Here is a 25951-nt window from a genome sequence, read left to right on the forward strand (position 1 = left end):
TTAAAGCGGGAGGGACAGTTGGTGCGGTAGGTGCCGGGCCTGAGGAGCGTAAGGAACTGCTTGCCGTTCCTGCCGCGTCTTGGTCGTCAGAGCCGTAACTAGCGGTGAATAGCGACGGTAGAAGCCTGGCTCGGCATGGACAACCACTGATGCTGTGCAGTGTTCCAGCCACGAACCTTCCATGACTGTCGATGAACGGAACACCGCCAAGAATCCGGTAAACCTGGCCATCCTTGCCGCAGGTGACGCGGTCACCTTCACGAGCATGAGCGATACCGAACATCATGACCCGTGAGTCGGCTTCCACCACCGATCCCCCGCACGTAGTTTTGTCACCTAATCGGATGAAATAACCAACTGCCATACCCTTTCCTTGGTTGTAGGAATTGAGCGGTAAGCATGTGCGCACACCACCACTTGGTGGCTATGGGACAAATCTGAATGTCAGGAAGGGCACTCCGTGCATCTGCCCAATCCCTTGCGACCCTTGCCCCAATAACTGCCTGACGCCCCTCCTGGGTCGGCATCATCAGCGCGGCAGATCACAATCACGGGGAGGTGGGTCAGAACCTCAGAAAGGACAAGGCGACAGATTCATTTTCAAGCCAGATATGCTCCAGCAAAGATCTGCCCCGTTTCTTGTCTGAGGTGAAGCAGCATGGCCAAGGAAGCCGTCTTCCACTTGAAGCTGGAGCCCGAGTTACTCGAAGAATTCATGGCTGCCGCTAAAGCAGTACGCCGGCCAGCCTCCCAGGTCATGCAGGACCTAATGGGCGATTTCATCCGCCAACAGCAACAGGCCAAAGAGCATGATGAGTTCGTGCAGCTAAAGGTCGCTGTTGCCAGGGCATCGGTAGAGGCTGGTCGTGGTCGATTCAACGATGACGTCGAAGCAGAATTCGTCGCTCGCCGCGCCAAGGGCTGGGAATGAAGGTTGCCTGGACGGCGAGCCCCTGCAGGATCGACTGGATATCTGATCGTCACCGACAGCCCTCTTAGAGCTCGAGGCACGGGCCAACAAGGAGAGGCTGCCAACTCTCGTGAACCGATCCCTCAGGAGCACTTCGGCCCTGCGTATCGGACCTGAGCGTGACGCCGTCTGGATTCTCGCCCTGGTGCACGTCGCCAGGATGTGGCCACCGGTTCAGAGCTAACTGCAGTCTCCAGCCGCTTTCGACACTTCTTCAACACCTTGCATGCCGCAGATAGCAAAAGCCCCCGAAACTCTAGGAATTTCAGGGGCTTAAGCTTGAGATATGGCGGGAAGATAGGGATTTGAACCCTAGGTGCCATTGCTGACACAACGGATTTCGAATCCGTCCCGTTCGACCACTCCGGCATCTTCCCAAGCGGCGCGAATCATAACAGCTGAATGCGCTTTGGCGAAGCTTATTTTGAAAATTTTTCGTGTTCTATCAGGCGCTTGTGAGAAAGCCGGGGGATGCCCGGCCTTCTCTCGCAAGGTTCAAGCGGTCAGGCGAGTAAGCGCTTCACGGTACTTGTCGGCGGTTTTCTGCGCGACGTCTGCCGGTACGGCCGGGGCCGGAGCTTGCTTGTTCCAGCCGGTGGATTCCAGCCAGTCGCGCACGAACTGCTTGTCGAAGCTCGGCGGGTTGCTGCCTTCGGCGTAGCTGTCGGCCGGCCAGAAGCGGCTGGAGTCCGGGGTCAGCACTTCGTCCATCAGGGTCAGGGTGCCGTCTTCGTCCAGGCCGAATTCGAACTTGGTGTCGGCGATGATGATGCCGCGGGTAGCGGCGTACTCGACAGCCGTGGTGTACAGCTTGATCGCGGTGTCACGCACCTGGGCAGCCAGTTCGGCGCCGATGATGGCCTCACACTGCGCGAAGCTGATGTTCTCGTCATGATCGCCCACAGCGGCCTTGGTCGAGGGGGTGAAGATCGGTTGCGGCAGTTTGGCCGCTTCTTTCAGGCCGGCCGGCAGGGCGATGCCGCAGACGGTGCCGCTCTTCTGGTACTCCTTCCAGCCGGAGCCGACGATGTAGCCACGCACGATGGCCTCAACGGCAACCGGCTTGAGGCGCTTGGCGACGACCGCGCGGCCCTCGACCAGTGGCAGCTCGGCGGCGGACACGACGTCTTCGACCTTGTCACCGGTGAAGTGATTCGGTACCACGCCAGCCAGCTTGTCGAACCAAAAGTTGGAGATGGCGGTGAGGATCTTGCCCTTCTCCGGAATCGGTTGTTCGAGAATGACGTCGAATGCCGACAGACGATCGGTGGCCACCATCAGCATGCGCTTGTCGTCGATTTCGTAGAGGTCGCGGACCTTGCCCGAGTAGATCTTCTTCAGGCTCAGGGTGGTGGGTGTGCTCATGTCGGCATTTCCGTTTCTGGCAAACGGGTATGCCGCGAGAGGCATCCCGAATGATGAAAGCCTTCGCGGCATGCCCTCCCTCATCCGGCGCTTCGCGCCACCTTCTCCCGGAGGGAGAAGGACTGAAGGAAGACGTCGCTGCGCGACTTTCACACTAACAAGGCGAAACCTTTGCGGGTTTCGCCCATCGATTAACGGCTGGAGCGCGCTGCAGGCCGCTTTTCAACGGCCTGCTGGCGCCGGTCAGCCGAGATTATCCTGGATCAGGCTCAGCACGCGGCGCGACACGTCGGCCGGGGCAATGGTGTTGAGGTCTTTTTCCACGGTGACCTGGACACCATCACCAACCGGCGTCAGGCGCACCTGGTAGCGCTCGGCACGGGCTTCGATCTCTTCCTTGCTCGGCTCACTGCCGAACATGCGACCGAAGAAGCCTGGCTTCTCTTCGTTGATCTGAGCGCCCTCGGCCATGTTGATGTAGTACAGGCCAAGGCTGCGGTTGAGGTCGTCGACGCGCACGTTGCCGAGCTCCAGCGAACGGCCGACGCCGGACCAGGCGCGGTCGAAATCGGCGCCGAGGTTGAGCACCGGGTTGCCGTTGCCGTCTTCGCTCAGGCTGACGCGGCTGGGCGCATCGTAGTCGCGCGCGGCGAGCAGCGATACCGAGCCGCCCTGCTCCACGCCACGGGTCATGCTCACCAGCATTTCGTCGAGCAGTGCAGCTTCGAGGCTGGCGTTGCCGCTACGGGCAGCGAAATCGACATCGGCGGTGCTGCCGGCAGGACGCTCGGCGCTGGTGACGAAGACTTCACTGGTGTTGCGCTGTACGCCCGGCTCGATGCGCACGCGCACGCGGGTTTCGGCGTCCGACGCAACGCCGGAAACGCGGCTGCTCAGGCTGCGCGCCATGCTCGTGGAGAGCTCATCGAAACGCTGCCAGGAGGTGATGAATTCGCCGGTTTGCGGACGCTCGCTGGCGATGCGAAAACCGTTGTCTTCGAAGAACTGACGCGCCAGCGGCCAGACTTCGGCCGGCACGCGCTGGGCCACGACCCAGCGCGAGTCGCCACTGCGCTGCAGGCTGAACTCGCGCTCGTCGGCACGTACCTGCAGGCCTTGCGGGCGCGGCACTTCGAATTCGGCCGGAGTCGCAGTGCTGCTGGCAACCTGGGCAGGTATCGGTAGCAACGGGTCGAGGCGCTTGGCCTGGACGTCGGCCGGCAATTGCATCGGTGCGGTCTGGCGTGCTTCCAGGTAATCGCTACCGCGATCACGGAAGTAGCCATTTTCACCCCAGAGCCAGCCACAACCGCTGGTGCTGGAGACGATCAGAGCAAGGGCGGAAAATCCGGCCAGTCGCTTCATGCGTAGAATCCTTGAGTTAAGCCAATACACCGCACTGGCGCATGGCCTGGCGCAGCGGTTCGTGACAGCGCGGGCTGAGCCAGGTCAGCGGCAGACGAATACCGTCGCTCATCAGACCCATTTCGTGCAGCGCCCATTTCACCGGAATCGGGTTGGATTCGAGGAACAGTGCCTTGTGCAGCGGCATCAGACGGTCGTTGATGGCGCGGGCGATGGCCGCCTCGCCACGCATGGCGGCGGCGCACAGGTCGCTCATGGCACGCGGCGCAACGTTGGCGGTGACGGAGATGTTGCCCTTGCCACCCAGCAGCATCAGCTCGACAGCAGTGGCGTCGTCACCGGAGTAGACGAGGAAGTCCTTGCTGACGCGATCCAGTACGTCCTGAGCGCGCTGCAGGTCGCCGGTGGCTTCCTTGATGCCGATGATGTTGTCGATCTTCGACAGGCGCTCGACGGTCTCCGGCAGCATGTCGCACACGGTACGGCCCGGCACGTTGTAGAGAATCTGCGGGATGGATACGGCTTCGGCGATGTGGCGGAAATGCAGGTACAGGCCTTCCTGGGTCGGCTTGTTGTAGTACGGGGTGACCAGCAGAGCGGCATCGGCGCCGACTTCCTGCGCGGCACGAGTCAGCTCGACCGATTCACGGGTGGAGTTGCCACCGGTGCCGGCGATCACCGGGATACGGCCGGCAACCTGCTTGACCACACGCTTGATCACTTCGATGTGCTCGGGCACTTCCAGCGTGGCGGACTCACCGGTGGTACCGACCGCGACGATGGCATTGGTGCCCTCTTGCAGGTGGAAATCCACCAATTTGCTCAGGGCTTCCCAATCCAGACCACCCTGCGCATCCATGGGCGTGACCAGTGCCACCATACTGCCCGCAATCATGCAACCGCTCCTGCCGGAAAAATTGAGCGGTAATGGTACTGGTGCCACCAATCCGGCACAAGCAACGGACACGGGCTTATCAGGTCGTTTGCACACTACCTGCGTTTTTCCACGGCCTGCCAGCGACGCTGGCCATCGTCCGATGCACAAGGCTTCGCCATTCCCCTCGGCGGTGCTTTTCGCTAACCTGCTGTCTTTGGTCTGCGGCTTCTCGTGCGTGGACCGTTCATCGCTTTAGGAAGGCTGCATGTCCACCCCCCTCGTTCGCGAACAATTCCTCGTCATCAGTGCTCTCGGCCGCGACGCCATGGCCCTGACCAATCTGCTCAGCCGCACCAGCCATGAGAACCGTTGTGCGGTTATCAGCACTCGCCTGAGCCGTCACGGTGAATTCAGCGCCCTGGTGCTGCAGGTGTCCGGTAGCTGGGATGCCCTGGCGCGCCTGGAGTCGAGCCTGCCGCTGCTGGCCAAGAAGCATGATTTCAGTGTGGACCTGGCGCGCAGCGCCGCCGCCGAAGTGCGCCCGCAGGCGCTGCCTTATGTGGCTTACGTTAGCGCCGTGTACCGCCCGGACATTCTCAACGAGCTGTGCCAGTTCTTCATCGACCACCGCGTCGAGCTGGAAGCCCTGACCTGCGACACCTACCAGGCGCCGCAGACCGGCGGCACCATGCTCAACGCCACCCTGACCGTGACACTGCCGGCCGGCACACAGATCAGCTGGCTGCGCGATCAGTTCCTGGATTTCGCCGATGCGCTGAATCTGGATGCGCTGATCGAACCTTGGCGCCCGCAGAATCCCTGATAGCCGCATGCAAGGAGTTTCCATGCCCGTAGAACTCGACAAACCCGTTGCCGACTTCCAGGCCGAGGCCACCAGTGGCCAGCAGATCAAGCTGTCCGACCTCAAGGGCCAGCAGGTCGTGCTGTATTTCTATCCGAAGGACGCGACCCCGGGCTGCACCACCGAGGGTATGGACTTCAGTGCTCGCTTCGAGCAGTTCAAGGCAGCCAACACGCTGATCTTCGGTGTGTCGATGGACAGCCTGAAGAAGCACGAAAGCTTCAAGTGCAAGCAAGCGTTCCCCTTCGAGCTGATCAGCGACGAAGAGCATCAGCTGTGCGATCTGTTCGGCGTGTACCAACTGAAGAAGAACTACGGCAAGGAATACATGGGCATCGTGCGCAGCACCTTCCTGATCGACAAGGATGGCGTGTTGCGTGAAGAGTGGCGCAACGTCAAGGTCGCCGGCCATGTAGACAAGGTGCTGGCAGCCGCCGAAGCGCTGCATAAGGGCTAAACGGCGCACCCTACGGCATCGCTGTCAAAGCCTCGTTGTCCTGAAAAAGGCCGCAAATGCGGCCTTTTTCATTGGGCTTGGGTAACTGGTCTTTTGCGTATTTCGCGGCTGAAGCCGCTCCCACAGGCCCGATCAGGCAGGTTCGATACGCGGCCAGGCGTTGATCACAGCCTTGAACAGGGTCGCCAGCGGAATGGCGAAGAACACGCCCCAGAAGCCCCAGAGCCCGCCGAACAGTAGCACCGCGCAAATGATCGCCACCGGATGCAGGTTGACCGCCTCGGAGAACAGCAGCGGTACCAGCACGTTACCGTCGAGCGCCTGGATGATGCCGTAGACCACCATCAGGTAGAGGAACTGATCACTCCAGCCCCACTGGAACAGCCCGATCAGCGCCACCGGCACGGTCACCACCACCGCGCCGATATAAGGCACCACCACCGACAGGCCGACCAGCAGGGCCAACAGGGCCGCGTAGTTGAGCCCCAGGTAGGCGAAGGCGATGTAGGTAACCACGCCGCAGATGATGATCTCGATGAACTTGCCACGGATGTAGTTGGCAATTTGCTGGTTCATCTCCTGCGCGACCTGGGTGATCAGCGCGCGCTCGCGCGGCAGGTAGCTGCGGAACCACTGGCCGATCTGCTCGCGGTCCTTGAGGAAGAAGAACACCAGGATCGGCACCAGCACCAGGTAGATCATCACGCTGACCAGCATCGGCAGGCTGGACAGGGAGAACGACAGTGCCCATTGGCCGAACTTGCCGGCCTCACCGCGCATGCTGTCGATCAGTTGCACGATCTGTGCATCGCTGATCAGGTTCGGATAACGCTCCGGCAGCAGGAGGAACACCGACTGCCACTCGGCCGCCATGCGCGGCAGTTCATTGAACAGCGTGCTCAACTGCTGCCAGAGCAGCGGCATCAACACCAGCATGAACACCGTCAGGCCGCCCATGAACAGGGTAAAAACCAGCCAGACCGCCAGCACCTGCGGCACCTTCAGGCGCTCCAGACCGTTGACCAGGCCCTGCATGAGAAAGGCCAGCACCAGACCGGTCAGCACCGGCGCGAGCATGCCGCCAAGCGTCAGTACCACGGCAAAGCCCAGCACCAGGAGCACTGCCAGCACTACAGCCTGTTCATCGGAGAAGTAGCGATGCAGCCAGTCGCGAATAACCTTGACCATCAATGATCCTTAATCTGCAAAAGAGGCGCGTCCGTAATGCCGATCAGAAACAGCTTTTCGTAGGAGCCAGCCCCGGGGCGCTGCTCCTGCCTATTCGCTGCATCGACGCTCAACTGGTTGACATTGGGCGCGTCCGTTATCTTTCTGGCCCGTCATGACGAGCCGTGGCTCAGGCCTTACGCAACCAGTAACGATAAATACCCGAGTCGACCTCTTCATGCAGCAGCGCATGGCCGGCCAGGCTGGCGAAGGCGCGAAAGTCGCGCTGCGAACCGGCGTCGGTAGCGCTGACCTTGAGCACGGCGCCGCTGGCCAGGCGATTGAGCTCGAGCTTGGCTTTGAGCAAGGGCAACGGGCAGTTCAGCCCGCAGGCGTCGAGTTCGGCATCGAAGGCCGGTACGTCTGTCATCATCTACTCCTGATAGGTCGGCTAGGATACCCAAGCCGCCGCAGCCCTGGCCAGCGCAGTAGCTGGCCGGCTACAGTAACCCCTTTGCCGCCCAAGAGCCCTGAGTGCATGACTTTTCTGCGCCCCACCCTGCTGACGCTGGCCTGCCTGTTCGCCGCCCACACGGGTGCCAGTGATCTGCCGTCGCTAGGCGACGCCAGCTCCTCGATCGTCTCGCCACAACAAGAACACCAGCTCGGCCGTGCCTGGCTCGGCCTGCTGCGTGGCCAGGTTTCGCAACTGGACGACCCGCAACTGAAGGATTTCGTCGAGTCCAGCGTCTATCGCCTGTCGGAAACCAGTCAGCTGCAGGACCGCCGTCTCGAGTTCGTCCTGCTCAACAGCCCGCAGCTCAATGCCTTCGCCGCCCCCGGTGGGATCGTCGGGGTCAACGGCGGTCTGTTCCTCTATGCCCAGACCGAAGCCGAGTACGCCTCGGTCATGGCCCACGAACTGGCGCACTTGTCGCAACGCCACTTCGCCCGTGGCGTCGAGGCCCAGCAACGCATGCAATTGCCGCTGATGGCGGCCATGCTCGCCGGCATTGTCGCCGCGGCGGCCGGCGCCGGCGATGCCGGCATGGCAGCGATCATGTCGACCCAGGCCGCTGCCATTCAGGAACAACGGCGTTTCTCCCGGCAAAACGAACAGGAGGCCGACCGCATCGGCCTGGTCAACCTGGAAAAAGCCGGCTACGACCCACGCGCCATGCCGCTGATGTTCGAACGACTGATGCGCCAGTACCGCTATGACGCCAAGCCGCCGGAGTTTCTGCTGACTCACCCGGTGTCGGAATCACGTATCGCCGACACCCGCAACCGCGCCGAGCAATACCCGGCCACGGGCCGTGAAGACAGCTTGCGCTACCAGTTGATGCGCGCCCGCGTGCAGTTGACCTACGAAGAGACGCCAGGCGTCGCGGCCAAGCGCTTTCGCGCCATGCTCGACGAAAACCCAGGCCTCGATGCAGCGCGCTATGGCCTGGTACTGGCACAGATGAAAACCGGCCAACTCGCCGAGGCTGGTGAGACCCTGGCGCCGCTGCTGGGCAAGACCCCGGACGACATCACCTACAACCTGGCGCAGATCGAGCTGGATATGGCAGCCAATCGCCTGGATGCCGCCGAGCGCAGGCAGAAACGCATGCTCACCCTCTACCCGAGCAACTATCCGCTGCAGCAGACGCGCATCGACCTGCTGCTCAAGCAGCAGCGCGTCGCCGATGCCGAACGTGCGCTGGACGACCTGCTCAAGACCCGCGCCAAGGACCCGGACGTCTGGTACCAGGTTGCCGAGGTTCGCGGCCTGAGCGGCAATACCATCGGCCTGCATCAGGCGCGCGCGGAGTTCTTCGCCCTGGTCGGCGACTACAACCAGGCCATCGAACAGCTGGATTACGCCAAGCGCCGCGCCAGCAACAACTTCCAGCTAGCCTCGCGCATCGATGCCCGTCAGCGCGAGCTTGCCGAGGAGAAACGCCTGGTGGAACAGATGCTGCGCTGATCGGAACCCAATGTTGCGCACGGCGCACCACCACGCTGGGGCCTGGTGCGCTGCGCGCACCGACAATGATGTGGTAGCCCGGATGTAATCCGGGGCAAGAGCGCAAGAATCCCCGGATTGCATCCGGGCTACGCAAGCACAGCAAAACGAACAAGCCCCGCGCCTGGCGTAATGCCGCTCACATAAGGTCCCACGCACCTGCCTCCCCTCTACGAACGCGACCCACTCTGAGGGGCTGGCGGAACCCAGTGCTGCGCACGGCGCACCACCACGCTGGGGCCTGGTGCGCATGGCGCACCCTACTCGTCTTAGGGTGCGCTGCGCGCACCGATAACGATGCGGTAGCCCGGATGTAATCCGGGGCAAGAGCGCAAGAATCCACGAATTGCATCCGGGCTACGCAAGCGTGTGAATACCGCTCAGCAAAACGAAAGAGCCCCGCACTTGGCGGGGCTCTTTTATTTCAGCGGGCGGCTCAGGCGCTTTGTGCCAGGTCCATCAGCTCGCGGTTGGCTACCGCGTACATGGCGTAGTCGGTGCCGGTCGCCGAACGCAGTTCGGCCAGCATCGCCTTCCAGCGGTCGACCAGGCGTTGATGCTGGTCGAGCCACAGCGCCACGCGTGCCTCGACTTCCTGCGGGCCATCGGCCATCTGCAACACCGACACGGTGATCGCACGCTGCTGCCAGTCCAGATCATCCCGGAATGCTTCGCGGGCCAGCGCCTGCCAGTTGTTCTCCACCGGCAGGTTGGTGATCTGCTGCAGGTACCAGGACAGCTCCAGGGAGCCGCCAACGGCAAAGTAGGCAGTCGCCACTTCACTGGCATCCTTGCCGGTCACGTCCGCTGCTTCGATGATCGGCAGCAGGGTGTACAGGTGGCTGGTGCCGGCGACCACACGGGCCAGTTCTTCCGGCGTGCCGGCTTCGACGAAGCTCTGGTAGCGTGCCAGCCATTGCTCGCGAGCCGGGCCTTCGAGCAGTTCGTCCAGGCGACCGACCAGCGCCTCGATACGCGGTGCAAAATGCGCCACGTCGCGCGCGGCATCCAGCTCGTTACGGCGGCTGCGCAGGAACCAGCGGGTAGCGCGACGGCCCAGGCGCATCAGCTCGTCCATCAACTGCAGTTGCAGATCGGCCGATACCTTGTAGTCTAGCGCCTCGATCTGCGACCACCAGTGCGGCAGGCGGAACAGGTCACGCACGATCACATAGGCGCCGGCGACGTTGGCCGCGCTCATGCCGGTGGACTCCTTCAGACGCTGCACGAAGGTGATGCCCATGTGGTTGACCAGGTCGTTGGCGATCTGCGTGCTGACGATCTCGCGCTTGAGGCGGTGACGACGCATGGCGTCGCCGAACTTCTCGGTGAGGATCGCCGGGAAGGCGGTTTCCATCTCGCGCGCCAGGTACTCGTCGTCAGGCACCAGGGACTTGAGCAGCGATTCCTTGAGGTCGATCTTGCTGTAGGAAATCAGCACCGACAGCTCCGGCCGGGTCAGGCCCTGGCCGTTGGTGGCGCGCTCGTTCAGTTCTTCGTCCGAAGGCAGGAATTCCAGGGCGCGGTCCAGCTTGCCGGCGCTTTCCAGCGCATTCATCAGGCGCTTGTACTCGCCGACGCGCTCGCGGGCGCGGCGCTCGGCCAGCGACAGCGCCTGGGTCTGCTTGTAGTTGTTGCCCAGCACCAGTTCGGAGACATCATCGGTCATCTCGGCCAGCAGCTTGTTGCGCTGCTTCTCGGTCATGTCGCCGCCCGAGACGATTTCACCGAGCAGAATCTTGATGTTCACTTCGTGGTCGGAGCAGTCCACACCACCAGCGTTGTCGATGAAGTCAGTGTTGCTGGCGCCGCCATGCAGGCCGAATTCGACGCGGCCGAGCTGGGTCATGCCCAGGTTACCGCCCTCGCCTACCACCTTGGCACGCAGTTCGCGGCCGTCCACGCGCAGGGCGTCGTTGGCCTTGTCGCCGACGTCGCCGTGGCTTTCCTTGCTGGATTTGACGTAGGTGCCGATACCGCCGTTCCACAGCAGATCGACCGGCGCCTTGAGCAGGGCATTGAGCAGCTCGGTGGGCGCCAGCTTGTCGGCGGCGATGTCGAAGCGCGCCTTCATCTGCGGTGTGATGGCGATGCTCTTGGCGCTGCGCAGGAAGATGCCGCCACCGTCGGAAATCAGCTTGGCGTCGTAGTCGGCCCAGCTCGAACGCGGCAGCTCGAACAGACGCTTGCGCTCGACGAAGCTCCTGGCGGCGTCCGGGTTCGGGTCGATGAAGATGTGCATGTGGTTGAAGGCCGCTACCAGCTGCAGGCTTTCCGACAGCAGCAGGCCATTGCCGAACACGTCGCCGGCCATGTCGCCGATACCGATCACGGTGACGTTGTCCTTCTGCACGTCGATGCCGCGCTCGCGGAAGTGGCGTTGCACCGAAACCCAGCCGCCCTTGGCGGTAATACCCATGCCCTTGTGGTCGTAGCCGGCCGAGCCGCCGGAGGCGAAGGCGTCACCGAGCCAGAAGTCATATTCAGCGGCGATGCCGTTGGCGATGTCGGAGAAGGTCGCAGTGCCCTTGTCCGCCGCCACCACCAGGTAGGGGTCATCGGCGTCGTGACGCACCACGTTCTGCGGCGGCACTACCTCGCCGTCCTTGAGGTTGTCGGTGATATCCAGCAGGCCGCTGATGAAGATGCGGTAGCAGGCGATGCCCTCGGCCAGCACCTCGTCACGCGAACCGCCAATCGGCATCCGGCGCGGCACGAAGCCACCCTTGGCGCCCATCGGCACGATCACCGCATTCTTCACCTGCTGCGCCTTGACCAGGCCGAGCACTTCAGTACGGAAGTCCTCTTCACGATCCGACCAGCGCAGGCCGCCGCGGGCGACGTCGCCGAAGCGCAGGTGCACACCCTCGACGCGCGGGCTGTAGACGAAGATCTCGAACTTCGGCACCGGACGCGGAATATCCGGAATCAGACGCGGGCTGAGTTTGAAGCTGAAGTAGGATTTGGCGGCGCCGCTGGCGTCGGTCTGGAAGAAGTTGGTGCGCAGGGTGGCTTTGATGAGGTCCAGGTAGCGACGCAGGATGCGGTCTTCGTTGAGCACGGCGACGTTGTCCAGCGCAGCCAGAATGGCCTGCTCGAGCTTCTGCTGCTTGTCTTCCAGGTCCTCGGCGGTGAGCTTGCGGGCGAGGTAGAAACGGGTGCGGAACAGACGCACCAGTTCCTTGGCGATATCGGTGTGGTTGATCAGGGTCGCAGCGATATAGCTGAGATCGAAGCCAAGGCGGATCTGCTTCAGGTAGCGCGCGTAGGCACGCAGCAGCGCCACTTCACGCCAGGGCATGGCGGCGGTCAGCACCAGGCGGTTGAACGCATCGTTCTCGGCATCGCCGCCGACGATATGAATGAAGGCGTCCTGCAGGGTGTCGTTGAGCTGCTGGATGTCGACGTCCAGGCCTTCGGCATAGGTGAAAGCGAAGTCGTGAATCCAGAACTCGCGGCCGTCATTGCGGCGCAGCTTGTAGGGGAACTCGCCAAGCACGCGCAGGCCGAGGTTCTCCAGAATCGGCAGCACGTCGGACAACGGCAGCGGTGTATCAGCGTGATACAGCTTGCAGTGCAGTTGCTGGCCTGCCTGCGCCAACGGCTGGTAGAAGCTCATCACCAGCGGCTTGTCGTTGCTCAGGCTGAGCAGGTGCTGCATGTCCACCACCGCCGAATGCGGGGCGAAACGCTCGCGGTAGCCGGCCGGGAAGCCGCCGGGGAATTCCGCCAGCACGTTGGTGCCCTGGGCTTCACCGAGGCTTTCGACCATCAGGCTGGCGTAGTCGTCCTTCCACGAACGGCAGGCCTGGATGACTTCCTTCTCCAGACGCACGGGGTCGATCTGGGTCTTGTTCTTCGGGTCGACGCGCAGGATGAACTGCACGCGCGCCAGCACCGATTCGGAGAAGAAGGTCCAGAACTCACAATCGGTGGCCTGCAGACGCTCCATCAGCACCTGCTGGATCTTCATGCGGGTTTCGGTGGAGTACACGTCACGCGGCACATAGGCCAGGCAGTAGCAGAAGCGACCGTAGGGATCGCGGCGCAGGAACACGCGAATCTTGTTGCGCTCCTGGATCTGCACGATGGAAAGCGCCGTGTTGAACAGGTCATCCACCGGGGTCTGGAACAGGTCGTCGCGCGGCAGCACTTCCAGCACCTGGGCCAGTTCCTTGCCCAGGTGAGCACTGCTGTCGAAGCCGGAACGCTGCTTGATCACGTCTACCTTGCGGCGGATGTAGGGGATGTTCCAGACGCTCTCGGCATACACCGAGGTGGTGTACAAGCCCATGAAGCGGCATTCCTTGACCACGTTGCCCTTGGCATCGAGTTCGCGGATGGAGACGAAATCCGGATAGGCCGGACGGTGCACACGGCTCGGTACCGCAGCCTTGGCGAAAGACAGCAACTGCGGCTCGCGCAGGTAGGCCACCGCCTCTGCTTCGATATGCAGCTCCTCGGCCGACAGCCCGGTACGCAGGCGCTTGGACAACCCGAGCAGAGATTTCTCGTCGTAGACCATGCTGCCGCCATCGGCGGTCGGTACGACGGTGAATTCCTCGTAGCCGAGAAAGGTGAAGTGATTGTCCAGCAACCAGTTCAGGTAGACCTTGATTTCATCCAGCTCGGCCTTGTCCACCTTGAGCTTGGCGCGATCCAGCCAGGCCAGCAGCTCGCGCGCCTTGGCCTTCATCGGCTGGAAGTCGGCGACGCTCATGCGCACGTCACCGAAGACTTCGTGAATAGCCCTTTCCAGGGTCTTCAGCTCGGCGGAGGTGGAGCAGCGGTCGATTTCCAGGAACATCAACGCTTCCTGCAGCACGCCCTCGCCCTGGGTGCCGCGCGGCAGGATCTCCAGCAGTTGGCCGTTCTTGTCACGGCGCACGCTGAACACGCTGTTCTGCAGGGTGTGGATGCTGTAGCCGTGGCGATTGAGCTCCATGCGCACCGAGTCGACCAGGAACGGGATGTCGCCATGGAGGATTTCCACCGCTGTATGGGTGGACTGCCAGCCGTGCTTCTCGTAATCGGGGTTGAAGGTGCGTACCTGCGGCTTGGCGTGATCGAACTGCTCCAGCATGCGCCAGGCCGACAGGGTGCAACCGACCAGGTCGGACAGACGTCGCTGGGTCAATTCCTCGAGGGCGATGATGCCGAAAAACTGTTCGGCGAACAGGGCTACTTGTGGCAGCGCCTGCTCACTCACGTGCTGTGCCAGGGCCGCTTGCAGTTGGTGCTGGAAGTCGGCTTTGCTGGCCGCCGTAAAGAACGCCATGGTTTTGCTCCATTAGGCTGGTGGTTCGACAGGAGGTCTGGATCGCTGTCGTGAGGTGTTAGTTCAACGTTAGTCCATGAAGCGACGATGACACTTGCGAGTCGCATGCGGACCGGCGTGAAGAGAGCGACCGATGGGTCACATATAACCAGCGAGCTTAACGAGGGATGGCCTGCAACCGCTTGCGGCGCTGCGACATTTTCTTTCAAGGCTGCACCGGCGCGGTGCAAAAAGAAAAACCATGGCCCGCCACTGGAGCGCGAGCGGGCCATGGCGAGAGGTCAGGCGCCGCGCATCGCCTCGGGCAGCGCCAGCACGATCTGCGGGAACAAGGTGATCAGGATCGCCGCCAGCACCAGCAGGAGGAAGAACGGGAAACTGGCACGCGCCACCGCGCCCAGGTTGCGTCCGGTGAGGTTCTGAATGACGAACAGGTTGAAGCCTACCGGCGGGGTGATCTGCGCCATTTCCACTACCAGGATGACGAAGATGCCGAACCACAGCAGATCGATCCCGGCAGCCTGCACCGCCGGCAGAATCACTGCGGTGGTGAGCAGGATGATCGAGATGCCGTCGAGGAAGCAGCCCAGGGCAATGAAGAACAACGTCAGCGCCAGCAGCAACAGGTACGGCGACAACTGTTTGGCGATGATCCAGTCGGCCAGCGCCGCCGGCAGACCGGTGAAGCTCATGGCCGAGGTCAGGTACGCCGCACCGAGCAGAATGAAGAAGATCATGCACGAGGTGCACACCGCGCCCATCAGGCTGGCCATGAAGGTTTCCCGGGTCAGTGCTCCGGAGCACAGCGCGATCAGCAGCGCACCGACCACGCCAACGGCAGCAGCCTCGGTGGCTGTGGCGATGCCGCCATAGATCGAGCCGATCACCGCGATGATCAGGCCCAGCACCGGAATTAGCAGTTTGGCCTTGCGCAGCTTGTCCATGAACGGCAGACGCTCGCCCTCTTCCGGCAGCTTGCTGCGATTGCAGGCAGACCAGAGCATCAGGTAACCGCTGAAGATCGCCAGCAACAGGAGGCCCGGCAGGATGCCGGCGATGAAAAGGCGCGAGATCGACACCTGCGCCGCCACCCCGTAGACGATCATCATGATCGACGGCGGAATCAGCAAACCGAGCGTACCGGCACCGGCCAGCGAGCCCATGGCGATGGACTCCGGGTAACCGCGCGCTTTCAGCTCGGGCAGGGAGATGCGACCGATGGTGGCCGCCGTGGCTGCGGAAGAGCCGCTGACCGCCGCGAACAGGCCACAGCCGAACACATTGACATGCAGCAGGCGCCCCGGCAGGCCGCGCATCCAGGGCGCCAGACCGTTGAACATGTCTTCGGACAAGCGCGTGCGATATAGAATCTCGCCCATCCAGATGAACAGCGGCAGGGCCGTCAAGGTCCAGCTGGCACTGGACGCCCAACTGGTGGAAGCGAGGATCGAACCGGCCGGCGCACCGCCGAACAGCTCCATGCCGATGATGCCGACGCCAAGCAACGACAGGGCAACCCAGACGCCGCCGCCAAGCAGCACGAACAGCGCCAGCAGCAGGGTGATTGTAATGATTGTGTAGTCCACGGGTTCACTCACGAATGCAGTGCGGCGCTGGCCGCAATTAAGGGTCGAGCCAGCGGGCTCACTCGCTCATCGCCGTACCGGCTTCGACAGCCTCGAAGCGCTTGCCCTGACAGCTCAGCACCAGGCGCTCGGCCATCGCCACCACCAGAATCAGCGTGCCCAGCAGCATCGGCAGCTGTGGCAGCCACATGGGAATCGGCAACAGGCCGGACGACACTTCCTTGAACTCGTAGGACTCCAGCACGAACAACGCGCAGTACCAGGCCATATAGGTGGCGATCCCCAACCCGACCAGCGTGGCCAGTACATCGACTACACGGCGGCCGCCAGCGGGCAGCAGCCGCAACAGCAGCTCCACACGGATGTGCGCGCCGCGCTGCAGGGCGTAGGGCAAGGCGAGAAAGCCCGATGCGGCCATCGCGTAGGCGGCGAACTCATCGGCGGCGGGCACCATGGTGCCCAGTTGGCGGGCGACGATCTGCGCCACGACCAGCACACAGATCAGGACGAGAAACACGCCGGACAACCATCCGGACAGGGTGTAGAGCTTGTGCAGTGGGGTCATGAACAACGGGCTCCCTGGGCAAGCCACGAGAAAAAGCCCGCCGCCAGGATAGCGGCGGGCAGCAGAATCAAGGCTGGTAAGTATCGAGAATCGCCTTGCCATCGGCACCGGCGCGCTTGAGCCACTCATCGGTCATGCTCTGGCCGATCTGCTCGAAGCCGCTCTCCACCGCCGCCGGGGCCTGCTCGGATACCTGCATGCCATTGTCGGCCAGGGTCTTGACCAGCTCACTGGTCTTCTCCTGGGCAATCGCCCAGCCACGTTTTTCGGCACGCTCAGCGGCAGCCAGCACGGCCGCCTGGGTCGCTTCCGGCAGGCGGGCGAAGGCGCGGGCGTTGACGATGACGAAGTTCTTCGGAATGAACGCCTTGACGTCATAGTAGTAAGAAGAGAAATCCCAGGCCTGGGAGTCCACACCTGTGGTCGGCGAGGTGAGCATGCCGTTGATCATGCCGGTACTGAAGGCTTGCGGTATTTCGCCGGTCTGGATCACGGTCGGCACTGCGCCCATCAATTCGGTCATGCGCGAAGTGGCCGGGTTGTAGGCACGAAATTTCATGCCCTTGAAGTCATCCATGCTCGCGATCGGCGTCTTGGTGAAGATGCTCTGCGGCGACCAGGGCATGGCGTACAGCAGCTTGATGCCCTGCTTGGCCAGGCGTTCTTCCACAGCCGGGCGGCTCGCGTCCCACAGGGCCTGAGCCTGCTCGTAATTGCGCACCAGAAACGGCACGCTGTCGATTTCGAAGATCGGATCTTCGTTGCCCAGCACCGACATCAGTACATCACCTACCTGCACCTGGCCGGTCTGTACGGCGCGCTTGACCTCGGGGCGCTTGAACAGCACCGAGTTGGCGTGCACGCGAATAAGCAGTTCGCCGTTACTGGCTTTTTCCACGTCCTGCGCGAACTCCTTGGCCACGGTGGTGATGAAGTTGCCATCGGGGTTCTCGGCGGTCATGTTCCAGCGCTCGGCGGCCTGGGCACCGAAGCCCAGTGCGCAAGCCAGAGCGGTAATGGCGAAACGCGATGCGATGCTTTTCATGGTGCTCTCCTGTTCATTGTTTTTTGTGCGCCGCAAGGCGCGGCTGGAAGACGATTTCGAGTCTCAGCGCATCGCCCTGCCCTGTCCAACTAGAAAAACCGGAGGCGCATGATCGGAAATCGTTATGGGATGAAAAGGGGCGTTTTCGCGACAAATGCACCAGCAGCGGGCAGCCGTTTCCGGGCCCGCAGACCAGCGAATGGAGATTAATCAGGCGCTTTGCTGTTCCGGCGCTGGTGCGACCCGTGCCATGCAGGCCTCGCCCATTTCCTCGGCGTAGACGTCCAGCGCTTCGCAGGCCAGGGCGATGATGTCCTCGCTGAGCTCGAGACCCACGCCCGTGCGCCAGGTGGCAACCACCGGCAAGGGCGGCGGCTCGGGCACTTCGTCGAGAATGCTCAGCAGGCCTTGCTTGAGTTCGTCATGTACCAGCGCTGGCGGCAGCGCGCCGATACCGAAACCGTCGCGCACCAGACGCGTCATTGCGGCAATGGAATTGACGCAGTTGATACGTGGCGCGCTGACGCTGCCGGCATGCAGCAGGTTGAGAATGTCCTGATGCGGCCGCGAATTCTTCGAGAAGGTGATGATGCGCTCGCGTGCAAGCTCCTCCATCGAGGCATAGCTGCGGTGGTACAGCGAACCGGTCGGAACGATCCAACGCACCGGAAAGGCAGCCAGTTCCAGGTTGCGCACACTGTCGCCGTTGACCATGTCGGTCTGGAACACGATATCCAGATAGCCCTTGAGCAATTGCTCGTTGAGGTTGCGCGCGGTGTCGGCGGTCAGCTCGATCTCTACTGCAGGGTAGCGCTCCATCACCCGTGTTACGAACGGACTCAACCAGGTGTGAATGACGGTATCCATCGCCCCGACGCGAATACGCCCCTGTATGTTGCCGGTGTCGCTGATCGACTGCTTCAAGGCCTGCATGGTGTCGATCATGCGCTCGGCATATTCGAGCACCTTCTGCCCTTCCGGGGTCAGCGATACGCCCTTGGAATCACGCAGAAAAAGACGGGTGCCGAGTTCATCCTCGAGCGCGGCGATGCGGCTGGAAATGGACGCCTGGGTGCTGAACAGCTTCTCGGCTGTCAGGCGGAAGCTCTTGAGCCGTGCCACCCAGACGAAGGTCTCGAGAAATCTCAGATTCATGCCGTACCGCCTCTTCGCAATGTTCTTCTCAGGGGCTGATTTGCAGCGCCCACGCAGCCTCAGGCGTAGCAGGTTGTATGCCAGAGGTTTTTCGCACAGCCGATGAATTTTCCTATCGCTGGCCCCCTGTTTTTTCTCGTTGGACGCAGCCGAACAACGCTTTGAAGAATGGCGCCGCGCTCTGCGCAGACCACAACAACATCATTCAAAACGCGCTCTGCCAAGCAGCCGCTCTCGTCGGCTGCGCGCTCCCAACAGGAGACACTGCACCATGAAACCCCATTACTCATTGGCATCCGCGCTGTTGCTCGGCGGCGGCCTGCCAACCCTCGCGCATGCCGATTTCATCGCTGACAGCAAGGCCAGCGTCGAGATGCGCAACTTCTACTTCAACCGTGATTTCCGTCAGAGCGGCGCCCGTGACAAGGCCGAGGAATGGGCGCAAGGCTTTCTGCTGCGCATGGAGTCCGGCTACACCGAGGGCACCGTCGGCTTTGGTATCGATGCATTGGGGATGCTCGGTGTGAAGCTCGACTCCGGTGACGGCACCGCTGGCAGCGGCCTGCTCCCGGCCGATGGCTCCGGCGGCTCGCAGGATGAGTATTCCAAGCTCGGCCTGACCGCCAAAGTGAAGGTCTCCAACAGCACACTGAAAGCTGGCGCCCTGCACTTTCGCAGCCCGATCGTCTCGGCCAACGACTCGCGCCTGCTGCCGCAGACCTTCCAGGGCGCGCTGCTCAACGTACAGGAAGTCGACAACCTGACGTTGCAGGGCGGCAAGATCAACCGCATCAAGGCCAACAGCTCCACCGACTACACCGAGATGACCGGCAACCGCATCGGCGGCAGCAGCGATTCCTTCGTGTTCGGCGGCGGCGAGTACAAGCTCACCCCGCAACTGACCGCCGGCCTGCACTACGGCACCCTCGAGGATATCTACCAGCAGTACTACGGCACGCTAGTGCACGTACTGCCGCTGGGCGATGGCCAGTCGTTCAAAACCGACCTGCGCTACTCGCAAAGCCGTGAGGACGGCAACTTCCGTGACCTCGACAACAAGGCCTTCGGCGCCATGTTCACCTACAGCCTGGGCGGCCACGCCGTCGGCGCCGGCTACCAGCGCATGAGCGGTGACGATCCGTTCCCGTACATCGCCAGCAGCGACCCGTTCCTGGTCAACTTCGTGCAGATCAACGACTTCGCCAACGTCGAGGAGCGTTCCTGGCAGGTACGCTACGACTACAACTTCGCCAGCATCGGCATCCCCGGGCTGACCTTCATGACCCGCTATATCTCCGGTGACAACGTCGAAGTGGCGGGCCGCAGCAGCGAAGGCAAGGAATGGGAACGCAATACCGATATCGCCTACGTGGTACAGAACGGTCCGCTGAAGAACCTGGGGCTGAAATGGCGTAATGCCACCGTTCGCTCCAATTTCGGCAACGATCTTGACGAGAACCGCCTGATTCTCAGCTACACCCTGGCGCTTTGGTAAGCATTCAACTCATCACGGGGCCCTTGCGGCCCCGTTCGCATTTCTCGGGAAACAACACGGCCATAGACTTTTAATCAAGTTGTATGACAACTTGCCGATTCCTGAGCATCATCCCGAAGAAGATGGCGAGGCGTTAACGTGAGCTTTTTACTGTCCTGGCAACAAAAATTCCGCGCCCTTGTCGCGCTCACCCTGATCAGCCTGATTCTGATGGCGGCCGCCTCGTTATGGGCCAACCATCGCGTCAGCAGTGCATTGCAGGCAAGGGAGCAGGCGGCAGCCTATGCCAGCGCCAGTACCCAGCTGATGAACCGCTGGTGGCAACAGAACGCACTGCGCCAGCAGATCACGCCTGACCTGCAGGCAGAGTTCGACAGCGGCCTCAATGAGCTGCAAGAACTCATCGGACAACTGTTGACGCAAGCCCAAGCGCTGGAAGACGGCGCGACCTTGCAACACGCCCAGCAGATCCAGGCCGTGCTGCTCGAGGAACTGGCCCAGCAGCGCCAGTGGCTGAGCTTCAATCAGGCTCTGGGGCTGACCCCCTTCGAAGGCCAGCGCAAGACGTTGACGGAGAAAGGCAAGGCCCTGGAGGCGATCAGTTTCGACCTGATCAAACCCTTCATTAGCAGTGCCCTGAGCAGCCAGCGTGACTACCTGTCGACCTTCGACCCGGCGTTCGCCCAGATTGCCCTGACGGCCATCGGCAAATTGCAGGAACAGATCGCAGACCTTGAATGGCAGGACACGCCGATTGGCAAGAACGTGCAGGGCTATGCCCAGGCGTTCACGGATATCCATGGCAACATCGAGCGCATCAACGCGACCAATCAGCGCCTGCGACAGTTGGGCGAGCAGTTGCAGACGCGTATCGAAGAGCAGGCACAAGCGCTGCAGAGCGGCCTGTTGCTGCGCCGCACGCAGGAAGCCGAGCAGGCCCGCCTGTCCGCACTGTGGATGATGGGGCTGAGCTTCCTCGCCGTTGCCGCCCTGCTCTGCTTCACCTTGCTGCAGGCGTCACGCACCTTGGTCAGCCGCCTGCGCAACGTCATTCAGTTGCTCACTCAGGTCGCCTCCGGCGATCTCACCGGCAAACTGCCGGTGGGCAGCAACCCGCATGACGAATTCAATCAACTGGCCGACGCCGCCAACCGCATGATCCAGGGCATCGGCGGTATCGTTGCCGACGTGGTGCGCGCCAACGGCGAGCTGAGCCGTCTGCACCATCACCTGGGCGATGCCATGCGTCAGTTGGGTGATAACAGCACCCAGGTGGAAATGCAGACCGAGCAGGCCGCCTCGGCCTCGCATCAGATCAGCGCCACCCTCAACGACATGGCGCAGCGCACGGCGCAAGTCGGCACCGCCACCACCAGCGCCTACGATGCGGCACGTAACGGCGGCGAAGTGATCGCCGCCAGTGTCGACAGCATGAGTCGCCTGGCGCAGCTGATTCAGGACACACACAGCCAGGTCGATGCCCTCGGACACAGCAGCGCGCGGGTCAACGGTATCGTCGATGTGATCAACAGTCTCGCCGACCAGACCAATCTGCTCGCCCTCAACGCGGCTATCGAGGCGGCCCGGGCTGGCGATGCCGGACGCGGCTTCTCGGTGGTGGCCGATGAGGTGCGCTCGCTGGCGCAGAAAACGGTCTCGGCAACCACCGACATCAGCGCCATCGTCGGCGAGTTCCAGCAACAGACCCGGCACATGCATCAGTTGATGAGCAACGGCCTGAACCTGGCTGCCGACAGCGAGCGACATGCCGCTCAGGTGGCCGACGCCATCAGCGCCATCACCTCGGCGATGGAGCGCCTGACCGGCGAAATGAACCAGGTCGTGGTGGCCATCGAGGAAGTCTCCACCACCACCGAGGACATCGCCGACAAGATGGAAACCATCAACGTGCATACCGGGCAGAGCAAGGACCTGCGCCATACCCTGGGCGGCCATACCGAGGGCTTGTCATCCCAGGTCGATGCACTGGGACGTAGCGCCAGGCAGTTCCGCCTGGCCTGAGCCTCATCGACTTTTCCTATATCGGGCGCACGCTTTAATTAGTTGGACGCCTCCGGCAGGCCGTTGAAAAATGACAGCCATGGATGACGGCTACGGCCGTCGCAAGCCGCGCCAGCACCGGCTTACCGGCTGCCTGCCTGAGGAGCTCCCGCGTGAACGATCTGCTTCTGAACTGTGACATCGGCGAAAGCTTCGGCGCCTGGACCATGGGCCTGGACGCCGAGGTAATGCCCTACATCGACTGCGCCAACATCGCCTGCGGTTTCCATGCCTCGGACCCCAGCGTGATGCGTAAGACCGTGGCCCTGGCCGTGGCCCATGACGTACGCATCGGCGCGCACACCGCCTATCAGGACCTGGTCGGCTTCGGCCGTCGCTCGATGGACTGCACGCCGCAGGAAGTCGAAGACCTGATGCTCTACCAGATCGGTGCGCTGGAAGGCATCTGCCGCAGCCAGGGCACGCGTGTCAGCTACGTCAAACCGCACGGCGCGCTGTATCAGGACATGATGCGCAAACCCGCCACCCTGCGCGCGGTGATGAGCGCCGTGGCCAGGTACGACCGCCAGCTGCCGCTGATGCTGATGTGTACCCGCGACAACAGTGCCGCCCAGGCGCTGGGCGACGAATTCGGCCTGACCCTGTGGTTCGAGGCTTTCGCCGACCGCGCCTATGATGCCGCCGGTTTCCTGGTCAGCCGCAGCCTGCCGGGTGCCGTGCATCACGACAGCGAGGTGATCGTCAGCCAGGCGCTGACCCTGGCGCGTGGCGAGGCCCTGCAGGCCAGCGACGGCAGCGCACTGCACCTGGCCGCGCAGACGCTGTGCGTGCATGGCGACAACGCCAGTTCGGTCGCCGCCGTCAGGCGCATCCGCCAGGCCTTCGACAGCCTGGTTCAGGCATGAAGGCGCCCAACGCCAGGCTGGAAGTGGCCGGCATCGACAGCCTGATCCTGCGCCTGTTCGACGTTATCGATGAGGCCAACATGCCGTGGATGCTGGCGGCACGCACGCGCCTGCAGGACGCATTCGGCGACGCGCTGATCGACCTGGTGCCCTCCTATACCACGCTGCTGCTGCACTACGACCTGTGCCAACTCGACAGCGAGCAGGCGCGCGCGAAGGTCACCGAAGCACTCGATGGCTTGCAGCCTGCCGATCTGCAAGGCGGCCGCGAGCATCAGTTGCCCACCTGGTACGACCGCAGCGTCGGCCCTGAGCTGCAACTGCTGGCACGGCGCAGCGGGCTCAGTGAGGCCGAGGTGATCGCCCGGCACAGCGGTCATGCCTATCAGGTATTCGCCCTGGGTTTCGCGCCCGGCTTCGCCTTCATGGGCCTGGTCGAGGAAATCCTCGCCGCGCCGCGCCTGAGCACGCCGCGCAAGCGCATCGCCGCCGGCAGCGTCGGCATCGCCGAACGGCAGACGGCCGCCTACCCGGTGGTTTCGCCCGGTGGCTGGAACCTGATCGGGCGCACGCCGAGTCGCCTGTTCGGCAGCGACATCGAAGGCTACAGCCTGCTGCAACCCGGTGACCGAGTGCGTTTCGTACCCATCGAGCGCGCCGAATTCATCCGCCTGGGCGGCGACGACAGTCCGCTGGAGACCGGTCAATGAGTGCTATCGATGGCGGCCTGCGCGTATTGCGCAGCAGCCCTTTCATTCAACTGCAGGATGCTGGCCGTTTCGGCGTGCGCCACCTCGGCGTGACCCAGTGCGGAGCCCTGGACTGGATCGCCCATCGCTGGGCCAACTGGCTGCTGGGCAACCCGCTGACTGCCGCTGTGGTGGAGATCACCCTGGGCAATGCCGATTTCGAATGCAGCCGCGACGCCACCCTGGCACTGACCGGTGCCGACCTCGGTGCGCGGCTGGACGACCAGCCGCTGGCGCCCTGGCGCAGCTTCGAAGTGCGCAAGGGCCAGCGCCTGAGTTTCGCTCAGCCGCGCCAGGGCGCGCGCGCCTATCTCGCAGCGCCAGGTGGATTTGAGGCGCCGCTGGTGCTGGGCAGCTGCGCCAGCATGCTGCGCGAAGGCCTTGGTGGCCTGCAGGGCGATGGCCGCGCCATCGCTGTCGGCGACTCGCTGGCCTGGACCGGCAGAACCCGCGCAACGCGGCAGATGCCCACCGAGTTCATCCCCGAGTACCGAGATGCGCCACGTCTGCAGTTGGTGTTGGGTGCACAGATCGGCGACTTCCGCGGCCAGAGTCTGTTCGATGCCTTCAACAGCCAATGGCTGATCGACCAGCGTGCCGACCGCATGGGCATTCGTCTCAACGGCCCGCAGCTGCAATGCCAACGCAGTTCGATGATCTCCGAAGGCATCCCGCTGGGCGCCGTGCAGGTGCCGCCGGATGGCCAACCGATCATCCTGCTCAACGACCGCCAGACCATCGGTGGCTACCCGCGCCTCGGCGCCCTGACGCCGCAGGCCGTGGCTCAGCTGGCACAATGCCTGCCGGGGCAGAGCGTACAGTTTGCGCCCACCACGCAGGACAGCGCCCTGCTCGCCCAGCGCCGGCTCCTGGCGCAGTGGCAATAGCGTCGCCCCCGGCTATATGACCCGCCCTCGCCAAGGGCGGGCATTTCAGCGTTGGCGACGTCCCTCGCATTTCTGTTGCCAGACTGTTCATGACCCGCGCCGCAGATAGCGGCTGAAGCCGCAAATGCATTAAAGTCGGCGGTCTGCACGCGCGGCCGTGAAAAGCCCCGCCCATCCGCCAGAAGAGCCCGACGATGGAACACCGTGAAGCGCTGCTCGCGTTACGCCAATTTCTCTCCACTCAGATTCTCGGCCAGGAAAGGCTCATCGAGCGTTTGCTGATCGCGCTGCTCGCCGACGGCCATTTGCTGGTCGAGGGCGCCCCCGGTCTGGCCAAGACCAAGGCGATCAAGGAGCTGGCCGAGGGTATCGAGGGCGAGTTCCATCGCATCCAGTTCACCCCCGACCTGTTGCCGGCGGACATCACCGGCACTGAGATCTATCGCCCGGAAACCGGCAGCTTCGTGTTCCAGCAGGGGCCGATCTTTCACAACCTGGTACTGGCCGACGAGATCAACCGCGCCCCGGCCAAGGTGCAATCGGCGCTGCTCGAAGCCATGGCCGAGCGCCAGGTCTCGGTAGGCCGCAGCACCTACGACCTGTCGCCGCTGTTTCTGGTCATGGCCACGCAGAACCCCATCGAACAGGAAGGCACCTACCCGCTGCCGGAAGCGCAGCTCGACCGCTTCCTGATGCACGTGAAGATCGGTTTTCCCGATGCGGCAGTGGAGCGCAAGATCCTCGCCCAGGCCCGTGGCGATGCGCTCAACGGTGAGGCCAAGCCCGAGCACCGGGTCAGCCAGCAGGCGGTGTTCGCCGCGCGCAAGGAAATCCTCGGCCTGTACATGGCCGATGCCGTGGAGGAATACCTGGTGCAACTGGTCATGGCCAGCCGCACGCCGGCCAAGTTCGATGCCGAGCTGGCCGACTGGATCGCCTATGGCGCCAGCCCGCGCGGCTCCATTGCCCTCGACCGCTGCGCACGCGCCCACGCCTGGCTGGCCGGACGCGACTTCGTCAGCCCCGAGGATATCCAGGCGGTGCTGTTCGACGTGCTGCGCCATCGCATCATCCTGTCCTTCGAGGCCGAGGCCTCGGGCGTCGATCAGGACCGCGTGATCCAGCGCATCCTCGACGTGGTGGCGGTGGCTTGATGCAGCCGCGCCCCATGCGCCTGTCCCACGTAGCCC

The 25951-nt window shown here is 62.9% G+C and carries 21 protein-coding genes and 1 tRNA gene; 10 read left to right on the forward strand and 12 right to left on the reverse strand.

Annotated elements, in window-relative coordinates; all coding sequences use genetic code 11:
• Positions 1–364 (reverse strand): PAAR domain-containing protein (locus INS93_RS18870; protein ID WP_192984843.1); only part of this gene is annotated, 364 nt, incomplete at its 3' end.
• A gap of 294 nt (positions 365–658) precedes the next feature.
• Between INS93_RS18870 and INS93_RS18875 the strand changes: the two genes are divergently transcribed.
• Positions 659–931 carry an antitoxin of toxin-antitoxin stability system gene (locus INS93_RS18875; RefSeq protein WP_192984845.1) on the forward strand — a complete coding sequence of 91 codons (273 nt, stop codon included), beginning with the start codon at positions 659–661 and terminating at the stop codon, positions 929–931.
• A gap of 326 nt (positions 932–1257) precedes the next feature.
• Here INS93_RS18875 and INS93_RS18880 read toward each other — a convergent pair.
• The 4 genes from INS93_RS18880 to dapA form a co-directional block, all read right to left on the reverse strand.
• A tRNA-Ser gene (locus INS93_RS18880) sits at positions 1258–1347 on the reverse strand.
• Positions 1348–1465: 118 nt separating this feature from the next.
• Positions 1466–2380, reverse strand: a complete 915-nt coding sequence (locus INS93_RS18885; RefSeq protein ID WP_420707327.1) for a phosphoribosylaminoimidazolesuccinocarboxamide synthase — start codon at positions 2378–2380, stop codon at positions 1466–1468.
• Positions 2381–2578: 198 nt separating this feature from the next.
• Positions 2579–3700, reverse strand: a complete 1122-nt coding sequence (bamC, locus tag INS93_RS18890) for an outer membrane protein assembly factor BamC (RefSeq protein WP_160017543.1) — start codon at positions 3698–3700, stop codon at positions 2579–2581.
• Positions 3701–3716: 16 nt separating this feature from the next.
• Positions 3717–4595 carry a 4-hydroxy-tetrahydrodipicolinate synthase gene (gene dapA, locus INS93_RS18895; RefSeq protein ID WP_160017542.1) on the reverse strand — a complete coding sequence of 293 codons (879 nt, stop codon included), beginning with the start codon at positions 4593–4595 and terminating at the stop codon, positions 3717–3719.
• Positions 4596–4842: 247 nt separating this feature from the next.
• On the opposite strand from dapA, the gene INS93_RS18900 reads away from it, so the two are divergent.
• Both INS93_RS18900 and INS93_RS18905 read left to right on the forward strand, forming a co-directional pair.
• Entirely contained in the window at positions 4843–5400 is a 558-nt protein-coding gene (locus INS93_RS18900) for a glycine cleavage system protein R (RefSeq protein WP_003460630.1), read from the forward strand.
• A 22-nt stretch (positions 5401–5422) separates the two neighbouring features.
• Entirely contained in the window at positions 5423–5896 is a 474-nt protein-coding gene (locus tag INS93_RS18905; RefSeq protein WP_192984847.1) for a peroxiredoxin, read from the forward strand.
• Positions 5897–6028: 132 nt separating this feature from the next.
• Here the strand turns inward: INS93_RS18905 and INS93_RS18910 are convergent, their stop codons facing one another.
• Together INS93_RS18910 and INS93_RS18915 are read right to left on the reverse strand one after the other, a co-directional pair.
• Positions 6029–7084: an AI-2E family transporter gene (locus INS93_RS18910; RefSeq protein WP_160017539.1), complete on the reverse strand. Its 1056-nt coding sequence runs from the start codon at positions 7082–7084 to the stop codon at positions 6029–6031.
• 169 nt (positions 7085–7253) lie between these two features.
• Positions 7254–7493 carry a sulfurtransferase TusA family protein gene (locus tag INS93_RS18915; protein WP_160017538.1) on the reverse strand — a complete coding sequence of 80 codons (240 nt, stop codon included), beginning with the start codon at positions 7491–7493 and terminating at the stop codon, positions 7254–7256.
• A 108-nt stretch (positions 7494–7601) separates the two neighbouring features.
• Here INS93_RS18915 and INS93_RS18920 point away from each other — a divergent pair, with 108 nt between their 5' ends.
• Entirely contained in the window at positions 7602–9035 is a 1434-nt protein-coding gene (locus tag INS93_RS18920; RefSeq protein ID WP_160017537.1) for a M48 family metalloprotease, read from the forward strand.
• Between the two features lie 475 nt (positions 9036–9510).
• Here INS93_RS18920 and INS93_RS18925 read toward each other — a convergent pair whose 3' ends face one another.
• The 5 genes from INS93_RS18925 to INS93_RS18945 all read right to left on the reverse strand — a co-directional run bounded on the left by INS93_RS18925 (position 9511) and on the right by INS93_RS18945 (position 18703).
• The gene (locus INS93_RS18925) at positions 9511–14352 is read right to left on the reverse strand and encodes an NAD-glutamate dehydrogenase (RefSeq protein WP_192984849.1); all 4842 of its coding nucleotides are present in this window, start codon (positions 14350–14352) and stop codon (positions 9511–9513) included.
• Positions 14353–14633: 281 nt separating this feature from the next.
• On the reverse strand, positions 14634–15938 hold the full coding sequence (locus INS93_RS18930; RefSeq protein ID WP_192984851.1) for a TRAP transporter large permease: 1305 nt from the start codon (positions 15936–15938) through the stop codon (positions 14634–14636).
• 58 nt (positions 15939–15996) lie between these two features.
• Positions 15997–16503, reverse strand: a complete 507-nt coding sequence (locus INS93_RS18935) for a TRAP transporter small permease (protein ID WP_192984853.1) — start codon at positions 16501–16503, stop codon at positions 15997–15999.
• Positions 16504–16570: 67 nt separating this feature from the next.
• Positions 16571–17548, reverse strand: a complete 978-nt coding sequence (locus tag INS93_RS18940; RefSeq protein WP_017679075.1) for a TRAP transporter substrate-binding protein — start codon at positions 17546–17548, stop codon at positions 16571–16573.
• 210 nt (positions 17549–17758) lie between these two features.
• Complete coding sequence (locus INS93_RS18945) at positions 17759–18703, reverse strand: LysR family transcriptional regulator (protein ID WP_072425356.1); 945 nt, start codon at positions 18701–18703, stop codon at positions 17759–17761.
• A 271-nt stretch (positions 18704–18974) separates the two neighbouring features.
• Here INS93_RS18945 and INS93_RS18950 point away from each other — a divergent pair, with 271 nt between their 5' ends.
• From INS93_RS18950 to INS93_RS18975, 6 genes are all read left to right on the forward strand, one after another.
• Positions 18975–20198, forward strand: a complete 1224-nt coding sequence (locus INS93_RS18950) for an OprD family porin (protein WP_192984855.1) — start codon at positions 18975–18977, stop codon at positions 20196–20198.
• A 138-nt stretch (positions 20199–20336) separates the two neighbouring features.
• On the forward strand, positions 20337–22220 hold the full coding sequence (locus tag INS93_RS18955) for a methyl-accepting chemotaxis protein (protein WP_192984857.1): 1884 nt from the start codon (positions 20337–20339) through the stop codon (positions 22218–22220).
• Between the two features lie 152 nt (positions 22221–22372).
• Positions 22373–23125 carry a 5-oxoprolinase subunit PxpA gene (locus INS93_RS18960; protein ID WP_192984859.1) on the forward strand — a complete coding sequence of 251 codons (753 nt, stop codon included), beginning with the start codon at positions 22373–22375 and terminating at the stop codon, positions 23123–23125.
• Positions 23122–23835, forward strand: coding sequence for a 5-oxoprolinase subunit B family protein (locus INS93_RS18965; protein WP_192984861.1), 714 nt, complete (start codon positions 23122–23124; stop codon positions 23833–23835). The genes INS93_RS18960 and INS93_RS18965 overlap by 4 nt, the downstream gene beginning before the upstream one ends.
• On the forward strand, positions 23832–24761 hold the full coding sequence (locus tag INS93_RS18970; protein WP_192984863.1) for a biotin-dependent carboxyltransferase family protein: 930 nt from the start codon (positions 23832–23834) through the stop codon (positions 24759–24761). Before INS93_RS18965 ends, INS93_RS18970 begins: the two co-directional genes overlap by 4 nt.
• 194 nt (positions 24762–24955) lie before the next feature.
• On the forward strand, positions 24956–25915 hold the full coding sequence (locus INS93_RS18975; protein WP_160017528.1) for an AAA family ATPase: 960 nt from the start codon (positions 24956–24958) through the stop codon (positions 25913–25915).
• Positions 25916–25951: the final 36 nt, after the last annotated feature.

It is taken from the genome of Pseudomonas sp. EggHat1, assembly GCF_014892995.1.
Taxonomy (GTDB): Bacteria; Pseudomonadota; Gammaproteobacteria; order Pseudomonadales; family Pseudomonadaceae; genus Aquipseudomonas; species Aquipseudomonas chaetocerotis.